This is a genomic window from Streptomyces sp. NPDC008139 (assembly GCF_042957025.1).
Lineage (GTDB): Bacteria > Actinomycetota > Actinomycetes > Streptomycetales > Streptomycetaceae > Actinacidiphila.
In genome coordinates, this window is record NZ_JBIBHM010000016.1 from 182,423 (window position 1) to 201,651 (window position 19,229).

At 72.3% G+C, this 19,229-nt stretch carries 15 protein-coding genes; 11 read left to right on the plus strand and 4 right to left on the minus strand.

Annotation, left to right across the window (positions count from 1 at the left end; all coding sequences use genetic code 11):
• Positions 1–482 precede the first annotated feature (482 nt).
• From ACFZBB_RS30090 to ACFZBB_RS30100, 3 genes are read right to left on the minus strand one after another with little or no spacing between them, the layout of a single operon-like run.
• Positions 483–1,802 (minus strand): coenzyme F420-0:L-glutamate ligase, encoded by a 1,320-nt coding sequence (locus ACFZBB_RS30090; protein WP_391128865.1) that lies wholly within the window; start codon positions 1,800–1,802, stop codon positions 483–485.
• Positions 1,799–2,755, minus strand: a complete 957-nt coding sequence (gene cofD, locus ACFZBB_RS30095) for a 2-phospho-L-lactate transferase (RefSeq protein ID WP_391128868.1) — start codon at positions 2,753–2,755, stop codon at positions 1,799–1,801. Before cofD ends, ACFZBB_RS30090 begins: the two co-directional genes overlap by 4 nt.
• Positions 2,756–2,768: 13 nt before the next feature.
• Positions 2,769–3,305, minus strand: a complete 537-nt coding sequence (locus ACFZBB_RS30100; RefSeq protein ID WP_391128871.1) for a cysteine dioxygenase — start codon at positions 3,303–3,305, stop codon at positions 2,769–2,771.
• A 631-nt stretch (positions 3,306–3,936) separates the two neighbouring features.
• Here ACFZBB_RS30100 and ACFZBB_RS30105 point away from each other — a divergent pair.
• The 3 genes from ACFZBB_RS30105 to ACFZBB_RS30115 all read left to right on the plus strand — a co-directional run bounded on the left by ACFZBB_RS30105 (position 3,937) and on the right by ACFZBB_RS30115 (position 9,824).
• Complete coding sequence (locus ACFZBB_RS30105; protein WP_031519519.1) at positions 3,937–4,200, plus strand: WhiB family transcriptional regulator; 264 nt, start codon at positions 3,937–3,939, stop codon at positions 4,198–4,200.
• Between the two features lie 300 nt (positions 4,201–4,500).
• Positions 4,501–8,364 carry a glycosyltransferase gene (locus ACFZBB_RS30110; RefSeq protein ID WP_391128874.1) on the plus strand — a complete coding sequence of 1,288 codons (3,864 nt, stop codon included), beginning with the start codon at positions 4,501–4,503 and terminating at the stop codon, positions 8,362–8,364.
• Positions 8,361–9,824 (plus strand): DUF5719 family protein, encoded by a 1,464-nt coding sequence (locus ACFZBB_RS30115; RefSeq protein WP_391128877.1) that lies wholly within the window; start codon positions 8,361–8,363, stop codon positions 9,822–9,824. The genes ACFZBB_RS30110 and ACFZBB_RS30115 overlap by 4 nt, the downstream gene beginning before the upstream one ends.
• 80 nt (positions 9,825–9,904) lie before the next feature.
• Here the strand turns inward: ACFZBB_RS30115 and ACFZBB_RS30120 are convergent, their stop codons facing one another.
• Positions 9,905–10,348, minus strand: a complete 444-nt coding sequence (locus tag ACFZBB_RS30120) for a metallopeptidase family protein (protein WP_391128880.1) — start codon at positions 10,346–10,348, stop codon at positions 9,905–9,907.
• A 237-nt stretch (positions 10,349–10,585) separates the two neighbouring features.
• Here ACFZBB_RS30120 and ACFZBB_RS30125 point away from each other — a divergent pair, with 237 nt between their 5' ends.
• The 8 genes from ACFZBB_RS30125 to ACFZBB_RS30160 all read left to right on the plus strand — a co-directional run bounded on the left by ACFZBB_RS30125 (position 10,586) and on the right by ACFZBB_RS30160 (position 18,902).
• Positions 10,586–11,008: a DUF3499 family protein gene (locus ACFZBB_RS30125; RefSeq protein WP_391128926.1), complete on the plus strand. Its 423-nt coding sequence runs from the start codon at positions 10,586–10,588 to the stop codon at positions 11,006–11,008.
• 198 nt (positions 11,009–11,206) lie between these two features.
• The gene (locus ACFZBB_RS30130) at positions 11,207–12,565 is read left to right on the plus strand and encodes a phosphomannomutase/phosphoglucomutase (RefSeq protein ID WP_391128883.1); all 1,359 of its coding nucleotides are present in this window, start codon (positions 11,207–11,209) and stop codon (positions 12,563–12,565) included.
• Between the two features lie 294 nt (positions 12,566–12,859).
• Positions 12,860–13,039, plus strand: a complete 180-nt coding sequence (locus ACFZBB_RS30135; protein ID WP_391128886.1) for a Trm112 family protein — start codon at positions 12,860–12,862, stop codon at positions 13,037–13,039.
• A 79-nt stretch (positions 13,040–13,118) separates the two neighbouring features.
• Entirely contained in the window at positions 13,119–14,255 is a 1,137-nt protein-coding gene (locus ACFZBB_RS30140; protein ID WP_355350076.1) for an SIS domain-containing protein, read from the plus strand.
• Between the two features lie 4 nt (positions 14,256–14,259).
• The gene (gene manA, locus ACFZBB_RS30145; RefSeq protein ID WP_391128889.1) at positions 14,260–15,459 is read left to right on the plus strand and encodes a mannose-6-phosphate isomerase, class I; all 1,200 of its coding nucleotides are present in this window, start codon (positions 14,260–14,262) and stop codon (positions 15,457–15,459) included.
• A gap of 96 nt (positions 15,460–15,555) precedes the next feature.
• The gene (locus tag ACFZBB_RS30150; RefSeq protein ID WP_391128892.1) at positions 15,556–16,515 is read left to right on the plus strand and encodes a cation diffusion facilitator family transporter; all 960 of its coding nucleotides are present in this window, start codon (positions 15,556–15,558) and stop codon (positions 16,513–16,515) included.
• 236 nt (positions 16,516–16,751) lie between these two features.
• Complete coding sequence (gene ahcY, locus ACFZBB_RS30155; RefSeq protein ID WP_391128895.1) at positions 16,752–18,203, plus strand: adenosylhomocysteinase; 1,452 nt, start codon at positions 16,752–16,754, stop codon at positions 18,201–18,203.
• 84 nt (positions 18,204–18,287) lie between these two features.
• Entirely contained in the window at positions 18,288–18,902 is a 615-nt protein-coding gene (locus tag ACFZBB_RS30160; RefSeq protein WP_391128898.1) for a hypothetical protein, read from the plus strand.
• The last annotated feature ends 327 nt before the right edge of the window (positions 18,903–19,229 follow it).

Genomic DNA, 19,229 nt, shown 5'->3' on the forward strand with positions numbered 1-19,229 from the left:
GTCGCGCAGGGGCTCGGCTCCCACCCACCGCCTTCTGCTTGCTCGGTCGGAGGGCCGGGTGGCGGAGGGCTCGGATCCAGCCCACCCGTTTTGGCCCACCCGGTTGGACGGCCGCTGGCGGGGACGCCCGGGCCCCCACCCACCCCCTTTCGCCACCCCCGCTGGACGTCGGGCGTGCAGTGGCCGGGCTCCCACTCACCCCCCTCCGCCACCCCCGCCGGACCGTCGGACGCCGACGTACCCGAGCCCCCCACCCCGGCAACCCCCACCGGCAGGCGGACGCCGACGGGCGAGGAGGGGACGGGCCGGGGTGCCCCCGCAGAAATACGTCGACAGGAACGGCACCGGATGCGCGGGACCAGGTGGTACGGATTTCGAGGAGGTGCCCCGGACCGGCACCGACCAGGCACAGGCGGCACCCGCAAACGACAACACACCCGCACGGGTGGGCGGGCGGGAAAGACAACCCCCCCGGAGGGGGCTCAGCGAACGGCGATGAAGGCGGCGGGGTCGCGAGCCGGCCGAACGGCCGGCGCGGCGGCCGGCCACCCAATGGCCACGGCCCCCATGGGGTCCCAGTCGGCGGGAAGCCGAAGGACGTCACGGACGACGTCACGGCAGAACATCGTGGAGGAAACCCAGGCGGAGCCAAGCCTCTCCCCGGCAAGCGCCACAAGAAAGTTCTCGACGGCCGCCCCCACAGCCACCACGAACATCTCCCGCTCCGCGGCCCCCCGCCGCGCATCCGGATAGGCGTGAGCCCCGTCGGCGACAAGGCACGGCACGACGAGATAAGGAGCGCGCCGCAGCACGTCCCCCCGCCGAAGCCGCCGTGCCACGGACTCCTCGGAGAAACCGTCGCGCCGCAGGTCCGCCGCCCAGGCGTCCCGCATGGCGTCGAGCAACCGCTCCCGTGTCTCGGCCGACTCCAGGAGGACGAACCGCCACGGAGTGGTGTGGTGGGGAGCGGGCGCGGTGACGGCGAGCGCGACGGCACGTCGAACCGCGGCGGGGTCGACCGCGTCGTCGGTGAACTCCCGTACCGTCCGCCGCAGCGAGACGGCCTCGCGTACGGCCTCGGAGGTGCCGAGCCGGAACATGTCGTTGGCGGCGGCCCGCACAAGAGGCCGCGCGCCGGAATCGTCGTCGTCGGCGAGAGCGCCGTCGGCGACGACGACTTCGCCGAGCCCCCGTACGACGGCCACCGGCAACCCCCCGACCTTCCCCTTGACCAGGTCCCCGGCGGCGGCCAACTCGTCCGCGGTGGCGGTCACCGTCGCGGACATGAGGTTGCCGTGGCTGTCGAGGCCGCCGCGCAGGTCGTCCAGGACGCGGACCCCGGCGGCGCCGATGGCGACGTCGGTGAGACCTTCGCGCCAGGGCCGCCCGAAGGTGTCGGTGACGATGACGCCGACGCGTACGCCGAGGATCTCGCGGAGGCCGTCCCGGACGCGCCGGGCGGAGGCGTCGGGGTCCTCGGGGAGCAGAAGGATGGTTCCCGCCGCGGTGTTGGAGGCGTCGACGCCCGCCGCGGCCATGACGAAGCCGTGCCGGGTCTCGACGATGCGGGTCGGTCCGCGGCGGGCGACGAGGCGTACGGCCTCGGCGTCGATGGCGGCCTCGCGGTCGTCCGCCTTGACGATCCGGCCCTCGGCCTTGCTGACGATCTTGGAGGTGACCAGCAGGACGTCACCGTCGGCGAGTTCGGTCCCGGTGGCGGCGATGAGCTTGGCGATGTCGGCGCCCGGCTGCACCTCGGCGATGCCGGGGACGGCGAACACCTCGTAGCGGGGCGCGTTCATGCCCGTACCTCCTCGGCGAGCGTCAGCGCCTCCCTGGCCATCTGGGCCGTGGCCTCGGGGCCGTCCATGAGCAGCGGGATGGCCCGGCAGCGGATTCCGGCGGCCTCGACCTCGGGGACGGCGGCGGCGTCGACGGTGTCGACCAGCCAGCCGTCCAGCAGCCCGGAGCCGTAGTGCGCGGCGACGGCCGCGGCCGTCGACTCGACCCCGACGGCGGCCAGCACCTTGTCGGCCATGCCGCGCACGGGGGCGTCGCCGATGAGCGGGGAGAGGCCGACGACCGGTACCCCGGCCTCGGCGATGGCCTCGCGGATGCCGGGCACGGCGAGGATGGTGCCGATGCTGACGACGGGGTTGGACGGCGGGAAGACGATGACGTCCGCCTCGCCGATCGCCTCCAGGACGCCGGGCGCGGGCTTGGCGCCCTCCGCGCCGACCGGCACGACGGCGTGGGCGGGGACGGAGGCGCGCAGCCGTACCCAGTACTCCTGGAAGTGAACGGCCTTGCGCTCGCCGTCGATCTCGACCAGCACGTGGGTCTCGATCCGGTCGTCGGACATCGGGATGAGCCGCACGCCGGGCTTCCAGCGGGCGCACAGCGCTTCGGTGACGGCGCTGAGCGGGTAGCCCGCGCCGACCATCTGTGTGCGCACGATGTGGGTGGCGAAGTCCCGGTCGCCGAGACCGAACCACTCGGGGCCCACGCCGTACGCGGCGAGTTCCTCCTTGACCGCGAAGGTCTCCTCGGCCCGCCCCCAGCCCTGCTCCTCGTGGATGCCGCCGCCGAGGGTGTACATCACGGTGTCGAGGTCGGGGCAGACCTTCAAACCGAACAGATGGATGTCGTCTCCGGTGTTGCCGATGACGGTGATCTCCGCCTCCGGCGCCGCTGCCTTCAGGCCGCGCAGAAAGCGCGCCCCTCCAATACCTCCGGCCAGAACCACGATTCGCATGGTTCCCAGTCTGTCAGCCCGCCGCGGCGGCCCGTGAGGTATCGGCCCGCGGGGCGGCGGACGTGCAGGCGTACGGGGTCATCTTGGTGAGGCCGGGGAAGTAGACGTGCAGGCTCACCGCGGGTTCCAGCGCGTCGTTGACGACCTCGTGGACGTAACCGGGCGCGAAGGCGCGCTGCGCGCCCGCCGACAGCACCCGGTTGACCTCGCGACCGACGCCGCCCACGCTCGCGCCCGGCAGCGCCCGCTCGCGCAGCGCCCCTTGGAGCACGGTGAGCACACCGGACGACAGGCCGTGGTCGTGCAGCCCGCTGGTCTGACCGGGCAGCCAGCTCAGCAGCCACACCTCGTAGCCGGGGCCGCGGCGCAGCCGCGCGTACCAGCGGGTGGTGGCGTCGTAGCGCACCTGGGAGGCCCATCGCTCGCGGTCGGCGGCGATGGAGCGGGCGAGCCCGGCGAACTCCGCGACGGTGCGTGGGTGTTGCGGCACCGGGGGGAGCAGGTGGGGAAGGGCGAGCGGGTCACCGGCGATCGAGACATCGCTGTACATGAAGGTGTGTTCCTCGTGATGCGCGAGTGGCTAGGCGGTGCCAGGTCCGTGACAGGTCCTGGGCAGGGGGCTCAGCGGCAACAACAGGAACGACAACAGCTCTGGGCGAGCGCGACGCAGCGGGACTCGCGACGGCGAGTCCGGGTAGGCGCGTGGTGCTCAGCAGGCATGCCGTCAAGGAGACCGGTCCCGCCCGCACCTTGTCAACCGGATGACCGGAATGTCGCGAATCTTTCACCTGATCCGGCTGGAAGGGTTGGTGAAAGGTTTGTGCGCAGAAGTGTGCGGATATGTGGTGCCCAACCGCACGAGGAGCACGTTGTGCTGTTGTGCTTCTGTGATCGGAATGTGATCCACAACGCTTCACCCGAATGGCGGAACGTGGCGCGTCGCCAAGGCGTCTGACGAGGTGTGAACGGTGGATCGGCGGGACCATGGTTGACGGATACCGGATTTTAGGCCGATATCAACACTTTCTGTCACCTCTTGGTTCAGCGGAGTGAATAACGGGCCCAATAGCAGATCTCGGCTTGACTGGCCCGGATCGGCACACTTGTAATTTCACTCGTGTCGTTAGGCCGCTCATGGTGACGGCAACATCACGGGGAAGCACGACAGACGAGGGGCGCGCATGACCGAGCAGTTCCAGTTGCTGCTGGCCGAAGAGGCCGACGAGGAACTCGGCTGGCAGGAGCGCGCGCTGTGTGCGCAGACCGACCCCGAGTCGTTCTTCCCGGAAAAGGGCGGTTCCACGCGTGAGGCGAAGAAAGTCTGCCTCGCCTGTGAAGTCCGTTCCGACTGCCTGGAGTACGCCCTGGCCAACGACGAACGCTTCGGCATCTGGGGCGGCCTGTCCGAGCGGGAGCGCCGCCGCCTGAAGAAGGGCGTCGTCTGACCCACGAGACCGGTCCGACGACCGGGTCCGCGGCAGGGCGCCGACCGAGCCCTGACCGCGCCCCCGGCCCCTCGCGCGGCACCGCGCACCGGCCCGATCGCAGCTCACGCACAGCCTGCTTCCAGCCCGCGTACAGCCCGCTTTCCGCGCCCACCGGCACGGGAGGCGGGCTGCCGTTGTTCTCACACTCGGACGGAGCTCCCGGTGTAAGCCGTTAGTGTGGGGGCCCGTCCGAGACGTTCCCCGCCGCCGGCGGCCGATGCGTCAACCGCAGTCCAGCGAACCGGGGCCCGAACCTCGATGTCCGTGAACAGCCCAGCACCGGCCTTCTTCCCGGCCGGCATCCCTGAGTTCCCGCGCCACGTCGTCACCGCCGTGCTCGTCGCGCACGACGGCGCGCGCTGGCTGCCCAAAGCCCTCGCCGGCCTGCTCTCCCAGGACCGCCCTGTCCAGGACGTGATCGCCGCCGACACCGGCAGCGCGGACGACTCCGCGCGGCTGCTCGCCGACTCCCTCGGCGACCAGCGCGTCCTGCACCTGGCCCGCCGTACCGGCTTCGGCGCCGCCGTCGAGGAGGCCGCCAGGGTCGCCGCGCCGCTCAGCGCCGAGCAGTTGCCGTACCTGGGACGCCGCAGCGGCTGGGACCCGGTCAGCCGCAGTTGGAACGACGACGCGTACGACGAGCCCGAGCAACCGCACGGCGACCCCGTCCAGTGGCTGTGGCTGCTGCACGACGACTGCGAGCCCGACCCCGGAGCGCTCGCCGCCCTGCTGCGCACCGCGGACGCCTCGCCGTCCGCCTCGATCATCGGCCCCAAGCTGCGGAGCTGGTTCGACCGCAGGCAGCTCCTCGAAGTCGGCGTCAGCATCGCCCGCAGCGGTCGCCGTTGGACCGCGCTCGAACGCCGCGAGCAGGACCAGGGCCAGCACGACCAGACCCGCCCGGTGCTCGCCGTGTCGTCCGCGGGCATGCTCGTGCGCCGCGACGTATGGGAGGAGCTGGGCGGATTCGACCGCAGGCTGCCCCTGATGCGCGACGACGTCGACTTCTGCTGGCGCGCCCAAGCGGCGGGCCACACCGTGCTGGTCGCCCCCGACGCCGTCATGTGGCACGCCGAGGCCGCCTCCCGCGAGCGCCGCCCGGTCGACTGCGCGGGCCGCTCCTCGGTCAACCCGCACCGCGTCGACAAGGCCGGCGCCGTCTACACCCTGCTGGCCAACACCCGCGGCCCGCTGCTGCCCTACGTGATGCTGCGGATCGCCGTCGGCACCATATTGCGCACGCTCGCCTATCTCGTCGGCAAGGTGCCGGGACAGGCCGTCGACGAGATCGTCGGACTGCTCGGCGTCCTGCTGCGCCCCGGACGGGTGCTGGCCGCCAGACGCAGAAGAGGCCGCGGCGCCGTACCGCCCTCCGAACTGCGACCGCTCTTCCCGCCGCCCGGCGCGACCGTACGCGCCACCGTCGACCAGGTCGTCAGCAACATCGCGGGCCGCGCGGACGCCGCGTCCGCCGCCGCGGGACGGCACGGCGGCTCCGTCGAGTCGGGACCGGGCGACGAGGACGGCGACTTCCTGGAAGTCGAGCAATTCGCGCGGCTCAAGCGCGTCGCCCGCAAGCCGGGCCCCGTGCTCTTCGCCGTCCTGCTCGTCGTCTCGCTCGCCGCCTGCCGCTCGCTGCTCGGCGGGGGAGCCCTCTTCGGCGGCGCCCTGCTGCCCGCCGACCCCGGCGCCTCCGACCTGTGGGGCACCTACACGGGTTCCTGGCACGCGCTGGGCACCGGCGGCACCCAGGCCGCGCCCCCGTACCTCGCGGTCCTCGCGCTCTTCGCGACCGTGCTCTTCGGCTCCACGGGACTCACCCTCACCCTGCTGCTGGTGGCCTCCGTGCCGCTGGCCGGGATCACCGCCTACTTCGCCTCCCGCCCGCTCGTCGAGTCGCGCCTGCTGCGCGCCTGGGCGTCGGTCGCGTACGCCTTCCTGCCCGCCGCCACTGGGGCACTGGCCACCGGACGGCTCGGCACCGCCGTACTGGCCATCCTGCTGCCGCTGATGGCGCGCGCCGCCGTCGGCACCGCGGGCCTTCAGCTCGGCGACGGCGCGATCGAGCGCGGCGCACGGCCCGGCTGGCGCTCCACCTGGGCGCTGGCGCTGATGCTCACCTTCACCACCGCCTTCACCCCGGTCACCTGGCCGATCGCCCTGACACTGGCCGCCGCCACCCTCGGCTGGCGGATGGCCCGCGGCCAGCAGCAGCTCCTGGTCCCGCAGCTCCTGCGCTTCGCGGCCCTGCTGATCACCCCGATCGTGCTGCTCGCCCCCTGGTCGCTGACGCTGCTCGCGCACCCCGGACGCCTGCTGCACGAGGCGGGACTGCCGTACGGCGACAAGGGCGTCTCCGGCATCGACCTGCTGATGCTCAGCCCCGGCGGCCCCAAGGCGGGCGCCGCCTTCCTGCTGATCGGCGTCGTCCTGGCCGCGCTCGCCGCCCTGATGCGCGACACCCGCCGCCCGGCGATCGTCGCCGCCTGGGCCGCCGCCGCGACCGGTCTGCTCTTCGCCGTCATCGAGAACACCAAGGCGTGGGCGGGCCCCGCCACCCTCGTCTACGGCCTCGCGCTGCTGGCCGCCGCCGCGATCGGCGCGGAAGGCGCCAAGGAGCGGATCGCCGCCAGCGGCTTCGGCTGGCGCCAGCCCGTCGCGGGCCTGATCGCGCTGGCCGCGGCCCTCGCGCCGCTGCTGGCCGCTTTCACCTGGGTCGCCGACGGCGCGAACGGCCCCATCAAGCGCCAGGACCCGCAGCAGGTGCCCGCCTTCGTCGCCGAGGAGAGCACCTCCCGCGACCAGGCCCGCACCCTGGTGCTCAACGGCACCGCGGGCCGTATCTCGTACTCCCTGGTGCGCGGCGCGGGCGCGCGGATCGGCGACGCGGAACTGGCCGCGGAGGCGTCCCGCGACAGCGAACTGGACACCGTCGTCGCCAACCTGGTGGCGGGTTCCGGCGCCGACCAGGGCAGCCGCCTCACCGGATACGCCATCCGCTACGTACTGGCGCAGAAGGGCGCGCCGCGCTCGGTGGGCCGCGTCCTGGACAGCACCCCGGGCCTGTCCCGGGTGAGCCAGGCGGACGGCAGCGAATTGTGGCGCGTCAACGACGCGGTCTCCAGGATCGCGATCACCAGCAAGGGCGCGCAGCCCGTCGCCGTCGCGGCCGGCAAGATCGAGGCGCACACCACGGTGCCCGCGGGTCCCGAAGGCCGCGTATTGCGCCTGGCGGACTCCGCCGCGCCCGGCTGGCACGCGACCCTGAACGGATCCGCGCTGCCCAGAACGACCGTCGACGGCTGGGCGCAGGGCTTCCAGCTGCCCGCCACCGGCGGCCGTCTGGACGTCACCTATGAGGAGCCGTTCACCCACACCGTGTGGCTGGGCGCGCAGGGACTGCTGCTGCTCGTGGTCATCGTGCTGGCCCTGCCGGGCCGCCGCCGCGAGATCGACGACGACCTGCCGGAGGCCGACGCGCCCAGCGCCGTCCAGATTCCCGCACAAGGTGCGGGCGAGGGCCGTCGCGCCCGCCGCCTCCAGGCGGCGGCCGACGCCGAGGCCGCCGCGGCCGATCCCGACGCCGCGGAGGCCGAGGGCCAGGGGCAGGCGGCCTACGCGGCCCAGCAGGCCCACCCCGGTCGGCAGGGCCAGGACGGGCCCGCGGGCCCCGACGCACCGCCGCAGACCCCGTACGACCCCTCTGAGGGCGGTTACGACCCGTACGCGGTGCCTGCCCCCGACACCGGCGAGCAGTTCTACGGCTACCCGCAGCAGGACCCCGGCTACGGCACCGACCCCGCCCAGCAGCAGTGGGACGGGCAGCAGCAGTACGCGGCGGAGCCGGGCACGTACGAGCAGCAGCAGGTCGGCTACACCGACCAGTACGGCTACCCGCAGCAGCCCCCGCCGCCCTACGACCCGTACGCGACGACCGGCCACGAAGAGGCGGCCGGTTACGACGAGACGGCGGGTTACGACCAGCAGCAGCCGCAGCAGCAGTACGACGGGCAGGCGCCGTACGGCGGACAGCAGCCCTACGACCCGGCCGCGTACCCCGACCCGGCCACCCCGTACTACGCCGAAGACGACCAGCGCCGCGACGGGAGCGACCACCAGTGAACCGCAGCACGATCTCCCTGGCGGGCGCCGTCGCCGCCCTGGCCGTACTGACCGGCGCCGCCGTGGTGTCCGGCGGCGGCGACCGGGACACCGCGCCGGTGGCCTCTGCGGCCCGGCTGCCCGTACAGCGCAGCAATCTGCTGTGCCCGGCGCCGTCCTCGTCGGAATTCGCCAACACCACCTACACCTCGTTCACCCCGCAGGGGACGGCGGGCGCGACCGGCTCCGGCAGCGCGCAACTGGTCCCCGCGACGCCCAAGGGCAAGGCGCTCACCCCGCTGAAGGCCGCGGGCAAGCCCGCCACCAGCTCCACCGACAAGCCCGACGCGCCCGCGCTGATCGGTACGGCCGACGGGCCGCTCGCGCCCGGCTGGACCGTGCAGCAGACCACCGTCGTGGACACCGGGGCGGGCCGCGGCCTGCTCGGCGCGTCCTGTGTGGCGCCGGACAGCGAATTCTGGTTCGCGGGCGCCAGCACGGGACCCGACCGGCAGGACTTCCTGCACCTGGTGAACCCCGACGACACCCCGGCGGTCGTCGACATCGAGCTGTACGGCAAGGACGGCCTGCTGAAGGCGTCCACCGGCGACGGCATCACCGTGGCGGGCAAGTCCGCCAAGCCGGTGCTGCTGTCCACCCTGGTCGCGGACAAGGCGCAGGACCTCACCGTGCACGTCGTGGCGCGCAGCGGCCGGGTCGGCGCGGCCGTCCAGGCCGTCGACAACAAGCTCGGCAGCGACTGGCTGACCCCGGCCGCCGAACCCGCCACCAGCCTGGTGCTGCCCGGCATCCCCGCCGACGCCGCGACCGTGCGCCTGGTGGTGTACGCGGCCGGTTCCGACGACGCCGACCTCACGCTGAAGCTGGCGACGCCGACCGGCTCGATCACTCCGGCGGGACACGAGACGCTGCACGTCAAGAGCGGTATGACCAGCGCGGTCGACCTCGGCGACCTCACCAAGGGCGAGGCGGGTTCGCTGCTCATCACCTCCAGCCAGGTCCACGCGGCGGTCCCCGTCGTGGCGGGTCTGCGGGTGACGCGTGGCAAGGGCGCCAAGCAGGAGATGGCGTTCCTGCCCGCCACCCCGGCGATCGAGACCCGCTCCACCGTCGCCGACAACCGCACCAAGGGCTCCACCTTGTCGCTGGTCGCCGTCGGCCAGGACGCCAGTGTGAAGATCACCGCGTCGGCCGGATCCTCCGGCGGCGAGCCGGTGTCGAAGACGGTCAGCGTCAAGGCGGGGACGACCGTCGCCGTCCCGCCGCCGCTGCCCGCGTCCGGCAAGGGCACGTTCGCCGTGACCGTCGAGCGCGTCTCCGGCGGAAGCGTCTACGCCTCACGGACGCTGGCGCTCCCGCTGGACGGGGTGCCGATGTTCACGATCCAGCCGATGTCCGACGATCACGGCATGGTGGATGTTCCCGCAGCCCGCGCCGACCTGGGGATTCTCAACCACTAGGGCGTTTTCCCGCACCTGGTGCGGTCCGCGCGGGCCGCACCATATGCGGGCGGTCCGCGTCGGGGCCGCGCCGGGCCGTGTCAGTCCTCGCCGTACTTCGGGTCGACGTTCTCGGGGGACAGGCCGAGCAGCTCCGCGACCTGCTCCACGACGATCTCGTGCACCAGGAGTGCCCGCTCGTCGCGGGTCTTGGCGCGGATCTCCACCGGGCGTCGGTAGACCACGATGCGGCTCGGCCGGTCCTTGCCCGCGCCGATGAGACGGCCCAGCGGCACCGTGTCGTCGTCCGCCGGCGGGGTGTCCTGCGGCCAGGGCACCTCCTGGACGGCGAATTCGACGTCGGCGAGCTGCGGCCAGCGCCTTTCCAGCCGGTCGGCGGCGTCGCGCACCAGGTCGTCGAAGGCGTCGGCGCGGCTGAGCGCCAGCGGCACCTGCGGGGGCGCGATGGGCCCGCGCATCCCACGTCCGTGGCGGTCGCGGTGGCGCGGACGGGGTGCGGAAGGAGGAGGTGCCGAGCTTTCCATCAGCGATGAGCCTAGCCCTCCCGCCGGGTGCGCACAGGACGGACACCACGCAGTCAGCATCTGGCCATAGATCAGACGCATATGCGCCAGCCGCCGACTGTCACGGCCGTGACCTCGTGTCGTACTTCTTCCGTACCGCCGCCCCGCGCCTGCCAGGTGTTCTCCGTCCGCGCAGGTCAGCGCGGCGGCCTTCCCACGGCACGATTCCGGGGGCACGTGACGACACGACCGGGTGAGCTGGCGGAGGGTCGTCGCGGCCCGCTCAAGAGTGCGGTACCGTCCAACCTCGTGAGCCTTGTACGTCGCTGTTCGCGCACCGCATGCGGCCGTCCCGCCGTCGCGACGCTGACGTACGTCTACGCGGACTCCACCGCCGTTCTCGGACCGCTCGCCACGTACGCGGAACCGCACTGCTACGACCTGTGCTCCGAGCACTCCGAGCGGCTGACCGCGCCCCGTGGCTGGGAAGTCGTGCGCCTGGCGACGGACACCGGTCCCGTCGGGCCCAGCGGCGACGACCTCGAAGCGCTCGCCAACGCGGTGCGCGAGGCGGCCCGCCCCCAGGAGCGCCGCCAGCAGGGCCCCGGCCCGCGCGACATCGACCCGCTCGAAGTGGCCCGCCGCGGCCATCTGCGCGTGCTCCGCTCGCCCGAGCAGTAGCCAGCCGCCCCCACCCGCGCAAGCCGCCCCTCGCGCCGTCCCGTTGACCCTTTCGGGGCTCCCGTGACGCCACCCCTCGCGTCGCGGCGGCGACGAAAAACTCCGCTCACCCCATCGGGGTAGGTTGTGGTGGAAACTCCACCGCGCCGCCCACCGGCGCCGTTCCGACCCTTCACCAGAGTTCACCAGAGGTGTGCAGTGGCCGATTTGTCGCAGCTCGTCAAGGCCTACGACGTACGCGGAGTCGTACCCGACCAGTGGGACGAGCCGCTCGCCGAGATCTTCGGCGCCGCCTTCGCCACGGTCACCGACGCCACGGCGATCGTCGTCGGACACGACATGCGGCCCTCGTCCCCCGGCCTGTCCGCCGCCTTCGCGCGCGGCGCCGCCTCCCGCGGCGCGGATGTCACCGAGATCGGCCTCTGCTCCACCGACGAGTTGTACTTCGCCAGCGGGCAACTCGACCTGCCCGGCGCCATGTTCACGGCCAGCCACAACCCGGCGCGGTACAACGGCATCAAGATGTGCCGCGCGGGCGCCGCCCCGATCGGCCAGGACACCGGCCTCGCCGACATCCGCGCGCTCGCGGAGAAGTGGCTGGAGAACGGCGTCCCCGCCGTCGACGTGGAAACCGGCACCCTGGTGCGGCGCGACGTGCTCGGCGACTACGCCGCCTATCTGCGCTCGCTGGTCGACCTTTCCGGAATCCGGCCGCTCAAGGTGGTCGTGGACGCGGGCAACGGCATGGGCGGCCACACCGTGCCCACCGTCCTCGACGGGCTGCCCGTCGACCTGGTGCCGATGTACTTCGAACTGGACGGCACCTTCCCCAACCACGAGGCCAACCCGCTCGACCCGAAGAATCTGGTCGACCTCCAGGCGCGGGTCCGCGAGACCGGCGCCGACATCGGCCTGGCCTTCGACGGCGACGCCGACCGCTGCTTCGCGGTGGACGAGCGCGGCGAACCCGTCTCACCGTCCGCTGTGACCGCGCTGGTCGCCGCCCGCGAGTTGGCCAAGCACCCCGGCGCCACGATCATCCACAATCTGATCACGTCCTGGTCGGTGCCCGAGGTGGTCAGGGAACACGGCGGCGTCCCGGTGCGCACCCGTGTCGGCCACTCCTTCATCAAGCAGGAAATGGCCGACTCCGGCGCCGTCTTCGGCGGCGAGCACTCCGCGCACTACTACTTCCGCGAGTTCTGGAACGCCGACACCGGCATGCTCGCCGCCCTCCACCTGCTGGCCGCCCTCGGCGCCCAGGACGGCCCGCTGTCCGCCCTCGTCGCCGCCTACGACCGCTACGCGGGCTCCGGCGAGATCAACAGCACCGTCGCCGACCAGGCCGCGAGCACCGCGGCCGTCCGCGCCGCCTTCGTCGGCCAGGACGGCGTCACCTTCGACGAACTGGACGGGCTCACCGTCACCTCCGCCGACTGGTGGTTCAACCTCCGCGCCTCCAACACCGAGCCGCTGCTGCGGCTCAACGTCGAGGCGCGCGACGCGGAGGGCGTGGCCCGCATCAGGGACCAGGTACTGGCGATCGTCAGGGCCTGAGCCGGCGTGGCCTCGCGGGCCGACGCGGGGTGGGCCCTATGCGGTACGGGGGCCGGTCGTCGTACGCGCCTGGTCGTCGTACGGGTCCGGTCACCGCATGAGCGCGCCCGGAGTTATCCACAGGCCGCACTCGGGGCCGGGCGCTACGGCTATAGGCTGAGAACGTACGCGGCGGGAGCCGTCGGCCCGGCCCGGGACCGTACCGCTCGGAGCACGCGCCCGCCGTATCCCGACCGCAGTCCCGCGCGCGGTGGCACCTCGCCGCTCGCCGCACCCAGCACGGAGGACCCCACCATGCCGCTCGTCGAACCCCGCCTCCTGGAAATCCTCGCCTGCCCGGCGTGCCACGCCCCGCTCCGCGAGGACGCCGACGCGAACGAGCTGGTCTGCACCTCCGACACGTGCGGCCTCGCCTACCCCGTACGCGACGACATCCCCGTACTCCTCGTCGACGAGGCCCGCCGCCCCCGCTGACACCCCCGCACGACCGCCGGACCGCCCGCCCCATCCATCCGCCGACCCTGACCAGGCCGCTTCCGACCGGGAGGTCGCGTTGTTCGACGAGTCGCTGCTTGAGGACCCCGAAGCGCTGGCCCGCGCGGACAGCCGCGGACTGCTGCTGGGCGTCGCCGCCGCCGGCGCCCGCGTACGCACCGCGCTGCGCCTGGCCGAAGAGGCTGGAGTCACCGCGCTGCGGCCCGACGGCCGCCCCCGGACCGTCCTGCTCGCGGCCAGCGGACCCGACGCCGCCGCGGTCGCCGACCTGCTGGTCGCCCTCGGCTCCGGGACCTGCCCCGTCGAGGTGCTGCCGCCCACAGGACCCACCCCGCAACAGTCCCGCTGGACACTGCCCGGCTGGGCGGGACCGCTCGACCTGCTGCTGCTCATCACCCCGCAGGGCAGCGAGCAGGGCCTGACCGACCTCGTGGAGCAGGCTTACCGCCGCGGCTGCACCGCCGCCGCCGTCACCCCGGTCAAGGCACCGCTCGCCGAAGCCGTGGAACAGGTGCACGGCATGGCCCTGCCGTTCGCCGCCCCCTTCGGCAACGGCGCGGACCCCGCGGACGAGGACCCCGCCAACGACGCGGGCGCCTTCTGGGCGCTCCTCGCCCCGCTGCTCGCCCTCGCCGACCGGATCGGCCTGCTGAGCGCACCCACCCAGGCGCTGTACGGCGTCGCCGACCGGCTCGACGAGGTCGCCGCCCGCTGCGGCCCCGCCATCGCCACGTACACCAACCCGGCCAAGACCCTCGCGGCCGAACTGGCCGACGCCCTCCCACTGTTGTGGAGCCAGGGCCGGCTCTCCGCCACCGCCGCCCGCCGCTTCGCGACCGTGCTCGGCACCCGCGCGGGCCAGCCCGCGCTCACCGCGGAACTGCCCGCCGCGCTCACCGTCCACGGCCCCCTCCAGGCCAGCGCCCTCGCCCTGGCCGCCGACCCCGAGGACTTCTTCCGCGACCGCGTCGAGGAACCCGGGGGACTGCGCCTGCGGATCGTGCTCCTCCAGGAGAACTCCGAGCAGCCCGGACCCGCCACCCCCGCCGCCCGCGAGCAGGCGTACGCCCACGACACCCCGCTCAGCGAGATCGCCGCCGCCCCCGGCGGCCCGCTCGACACCGCGGCCGAACTGATCGCCCTCGCGGATTTCGCCACCGTCTACCTGACCGTCGCCTCGGCTGAGAGATCATGACCGCATGAACCGCCTCACCAACACGATCCGCCCCTACGCCTGGGGATCCACCACCGCCATCCCCGAACTGCTCGGCACACCGCCGACCGGCGAACCCCAGGCCGAACTGTGGATGGGCGCCCACCCCGGCGCGCCCTCCCGGATCGACCGCGGCGAAGGCCCCGTCGCACTCGACACGGTGATCGCGGCCGACCCCCGCGCCGAACTCGGCGACACCACCGTCAAGCGCTTCGGCCCCCGGCTGCCCTTCCTGTTCAAGGTGCTGGCCGCGGGCGCACCGCTCTCCGTCCAGGTCCACCCCGACCTCGCGCAGGCCAAGGCCGGATTCGCCGACGAGGAAGCCCGCGGCATCCCGACCGGCGCCCCCGACCGCAACTACAAGGACGCCAACCACAAGCCCGAAATGCTCGTGGCGCTCTCCCCGTTCGACGGACTGTGCGGCTTCCGCCGCCCCACCGACGCCGCCGACCTCATCGACGGTCTCGGCGTCCCCGCCCTCGCCCCCTACGCCGACATCCTCCGCGCCCACCCCGAGGACAAGGCGCTGCGCGAAGTCCTCGCCGCCGTCCTCACCGCGGAACCCGAGGCGATGGCCGAGACCGTCACCGCCGCGGCCGAGGCCGCCGCCCGGCTGTCCACCACCGACAGCCCCTACGCCGCGGACTACGCCGCCTACGCCCAGGCCGCCCACAGCTTCCCCGGCGACCGCGGCGTCATCGCCGCGATGCTGCTCAACTACGTACGCCTGCAACCCGGCGAAGCCCTCTACCTCGGCGCGGGCGTCCCGCACGCCTACCTCGACGGCCTCGGCGTGGAGATCATGGCCAACTCCGACAACGTCCTGCGCTGCGGCCTCACCCCCAAGCACATCGACGTCCCCGAACTCCTGCGCATCGTCCGCTTCGAGGCCGGCGACCCCGGCGTCCTGCGCCCCGAGGCCGCCCCCGACGGCGAAGAGCTGTACGCGGCGCCGATCGACGAATTCCGGCTCTCCCGCTACGTCCTGGCCCCCGGCGCGCAGGCCCGCACCCTCGGCTCCGGCACCCCGCAGATCCTGCTCTGCACCGCGGGCCGGGCCGAACTGCGCGACGGCGACGGCACCACCTTGACGCTGGCCCCCGGCGAGTCGGCGTACGTCCCCGCGAGCGAGCGCACCACGCTGACCGGCGAAGGCACCGTCTTCCGGGCCACCGTGGCCGCCTGACGCACCAAAAGCCCGACGGGCTGCAACAATGTGCGTCCGCAGCGCCCGGTACGACAAGGCACAGGCCCCGGGCCGACGAAAGGGACCCCAGCACCTATGAGCGCGTCAGGCGGAACACGGGCGATCGTCGCGGCGCTGAGCGCCAACCTGGCCATCGCCGTGGCCAAGTTCGTGGCCTTCGCGTTCAGCGGCTCGTCCTCGATGCTCGCCGAAGGCGTGCACTCCATCGCCGACTCCGGCAACCAGGCGCTGCTCCTGATCGGCGGCAAGAAGGCCAAGCGCGCCGCCAACGACGAGCACCCCTTCGGCTACGGCAGGGAACGCTACGTCTACGCCTTCCTCGTCTCGATCGTGCTGTTCTCCGTCGGCGGCATGTTCGCGCTCTACGAGGGCTACGAGAAGATCCGCCACCCGCACGAGATCGAGCACTGGTACTGGCCGGTCGGCGTCCTCATCTTCGCGATCATCGCCGAGGGCTACTCCTTCCGCACCGCCATCAAGGAGTCCAACCACACCCGCGGCAAGCAGTCCTGGGCCGAGTTCATCCGCCGCGCCAAGGCACCCGAACTCCCCGTCGTCCTCCTGGAGGACTTCGGCGCCCTCATCGGCCTCGTCCTCGCCCTGATCGGCGTCGGCATCGCCCTCGCCACCGGCGACGGCGTCTGGGACGGCATCGGCACCCTCTGCATCGGCCTGCTGCTCATCACCATCGCCCTCGTCCTCGCGGCCGAGACCAAGTCGCTGCTGATCGGCGAAGGCGCGGGACCCGACTCGCTGGCCAGGATCCGCGCGGCCGTCGTCGACGGCGACACCGTCACCGGCGTCATCCACATGCGCACCCTGCACCTCGGCCCCGAAGAACTCCTCGTCGCCGCCAAGATCGCCGTGCAGCACGACGACACCGCCGCCGAGGTCGCCCGCGCCATCGACGCCGCCGAGGAACGCATCCGCGCCGCGGAACCCTTCGCCCGCGTCGTCTACCTGGAACCCGACATCTACAGCGAGCAGGCCGCCGCCGCGGGCCCCGACCCGGACCAGACTCCGGGCGGCCGGTGACCGGAAGCGCACTGGGGCGGACCGCCCGTCCGGTGTAGCTTTGTCGTAGCCAGACGTCGCTGCTGATGGCGGTCGGGCGGGTCATCTCGCGATGCCCGGCCGAGGGAGAGAGGGCCTCCGACGGATTGCGCTGCCGCAAGGGGACGGGTGTGTCCGCACGATGGCACCCCCGTACACGCCCCGTGGCCGCGCCGTATCCACGTCCGCCTCGACCGCAGCACCGAGGAGCACTTCATATGACCACCACCGCCACCGACTTCAAGGTCGCGGACCTCTCGCTTGCCGCCTACGGCCGCAAGGAGATCACCCTCGCCGAGCACGAGATGCCCGGCCTGATGTCCATCCGCAACGAGTACGCCGCCGCGCAGCCGCTGGCCGGCTCGCGGATCACCGGCTCGCTGCACATGACCGTGCAGACCGCCGTCCTGATCGAGACCCTCGTCGCCCTCGGCGCCGAGGTCCGCTGGGCGTCCTGCAACATCTTCTCCACCCAGGACCACGCGGCCGCGGCCATCGCCGTCGGCCCGAACGGCACCGAGGAGAACCCGCAGGGCATCCCCGTCTTCGCCTGGAAGGGCGAGACGCTCGAAGAGTACTGGTGGTGCACGGAGCAGGCCCTGACCTGGCCGAACACCGCCACCGGCGGCCCCAACATGATCCTGGACGACGGCGGCGACGCCACGCTCCTGGTCCACAAGGGCGTCGAGTTCGAGAAGGCCGGCGCCGCCCCCGACCCGGCCACCGCGGAGAGCGAGGAGGAGCAGTTCGTCCTGCGCCTCCTCAACCGCACTCTCGGCGAGAACCCGCAGAAGTGGACGCAGCTCGCGTCCGAGATCCGCGGCGTCACCGAGGAGACCACCACCGGCGTCCACCGCCTCTACGAGATGCAGCAGGACGGCTCGCTGCTCTTCCCGGCGATCAACGTCAACGACGCGGTCACCAAGTCGAAGTTCGACAACAAGTACGGCTGCCGCCACTCCCTGATCGACGGCATCAACCGCGCCACCGACGTCCTCATCGGCGGCAAGGTCGCCGTGGTCTGCGGCTACGGCGACGTCGGCAAGGGCTGCGCGGAGTCGCTGCGCGGCCAGGGCGCCCGCGTCGTCATCACCGAGATCGACCCGATCTGCGCGCTCCAGGCGGCGATGGACGGCTACCAGGTCGCCACCCTCGACGACGTCATCGGCATCGCCGACATCTTTGTCACCACGACCGGCAACAAGGACATCATCATGGCCTCCGACATGGCCAAGATGAAGCACCAGGCCATCGTCGGGAACATCGGCCACTTCGACAACGAGATCGACATGGCCGGCCTCGCGAAGATCCCCGGCATCGTCAAGGACGAGGTCAAGCCGCAGGTCCACACCTGGACCTTCCCCGACGGCAAGACGCTGATCGTGCTGTCCGAGGGCCGCCTGCTCAACCTGGGCAACGCGACCGGCCACCCCTCCTTCGTGATGTCCAACTCCTTCGCGGACCAGACCCTGGCCCAGATCGAGCTGTTCACCAAGCCGGAGGAGTACCCGATCGGCGTCTACGTGCTCCCCAAGCACCTGGACGAGAAGGTCGCCCGTCTCCACCTGGACGCGCTGGGCGTCAAGCTCACCACGCTCCGCCCGGAGCAGGCCGCCTACATCGGCGTGAAGGTCGAAGGCCCCTACAAGTCCGACCACTACCGCTACTGATCCACCGCGCGCTGGCCCCCGCCTCCCGTCCGAGGCGGGGGCCTCGCACGTCACCGGCACACCGAAAGACACCGAGACCCCACCATGCCCCGAGGCCGTTACTCGTTCCACGACACACACGACCACACCCCCCTCGGTGCAGAACACTTCCACTGCGCCACCGGCCCCTCCGGCTGGCGCTACACCGCGCAGACCACCACCCCCGGCGGCGATCACGCGGGCTCGGTCGACCTCACCCTCGACCAGCTCGGCCGCCCCATCCGCCTCGAACTCCACGCGTCCGCCTGGCAGGTACGCGGAGCCGCACTCGACGGCGTCACCTGGGTCCGTACCGACCCCACCGGCGAACACGCCCAGGAGGGCAACACCGCCGCCCACGCCTTCACCGGTGCCTCGCCCGCGTTCCTGATCGCCACCGCGCGACTGCTCCGCCTGGAACCCGGCGGCCCCGCCACCCGCGTACGTCTCGTGTCATTCCGGCCCCCCGTGCTCGCGCCCCTCACCGTGGACCAGTCCTGGTCCTTGATCACCAGGACAGCACACCCCACTGACAACGGGCCGCTGGCTGTGGACGAGTACCAGGTCAACGACCTCGCGACCGGCGACCAGCACGACGTCCACATCGCCGGGGACGTGGTCCTCGCGGCCCCCGGCATCGAGCTGGAAGACCTGGAGACCCCTCCGTCGACCTTCGCGTGAGGCTGCCTGAAAGTTCCTCACGGTGAACCGTTGACTCAAGGTTGGCAGGGAGGTAGGTTTGAACGGTTGTCACGAGCTGGACAGGTCCGCTGGTGACCGACTACGATCCATATCGCTTCGCTCGACGAAGACACACCACCCAAGCCGAGAGAAATCTCAGTTCGGGCATCCGTGTCTCCGAAACGCGAGTGGTAATTCCGACCAGTGAACTTCTGCTAAAGTCGGAGACACGACGAAGGGAAAGCCCGGAGGGCCGGTGAAACGGTCTGAAGGAAGCTTCCGTTCCTTGAGAACTCAACAGCGTGCCAAAAGTCAACGCCAGATATG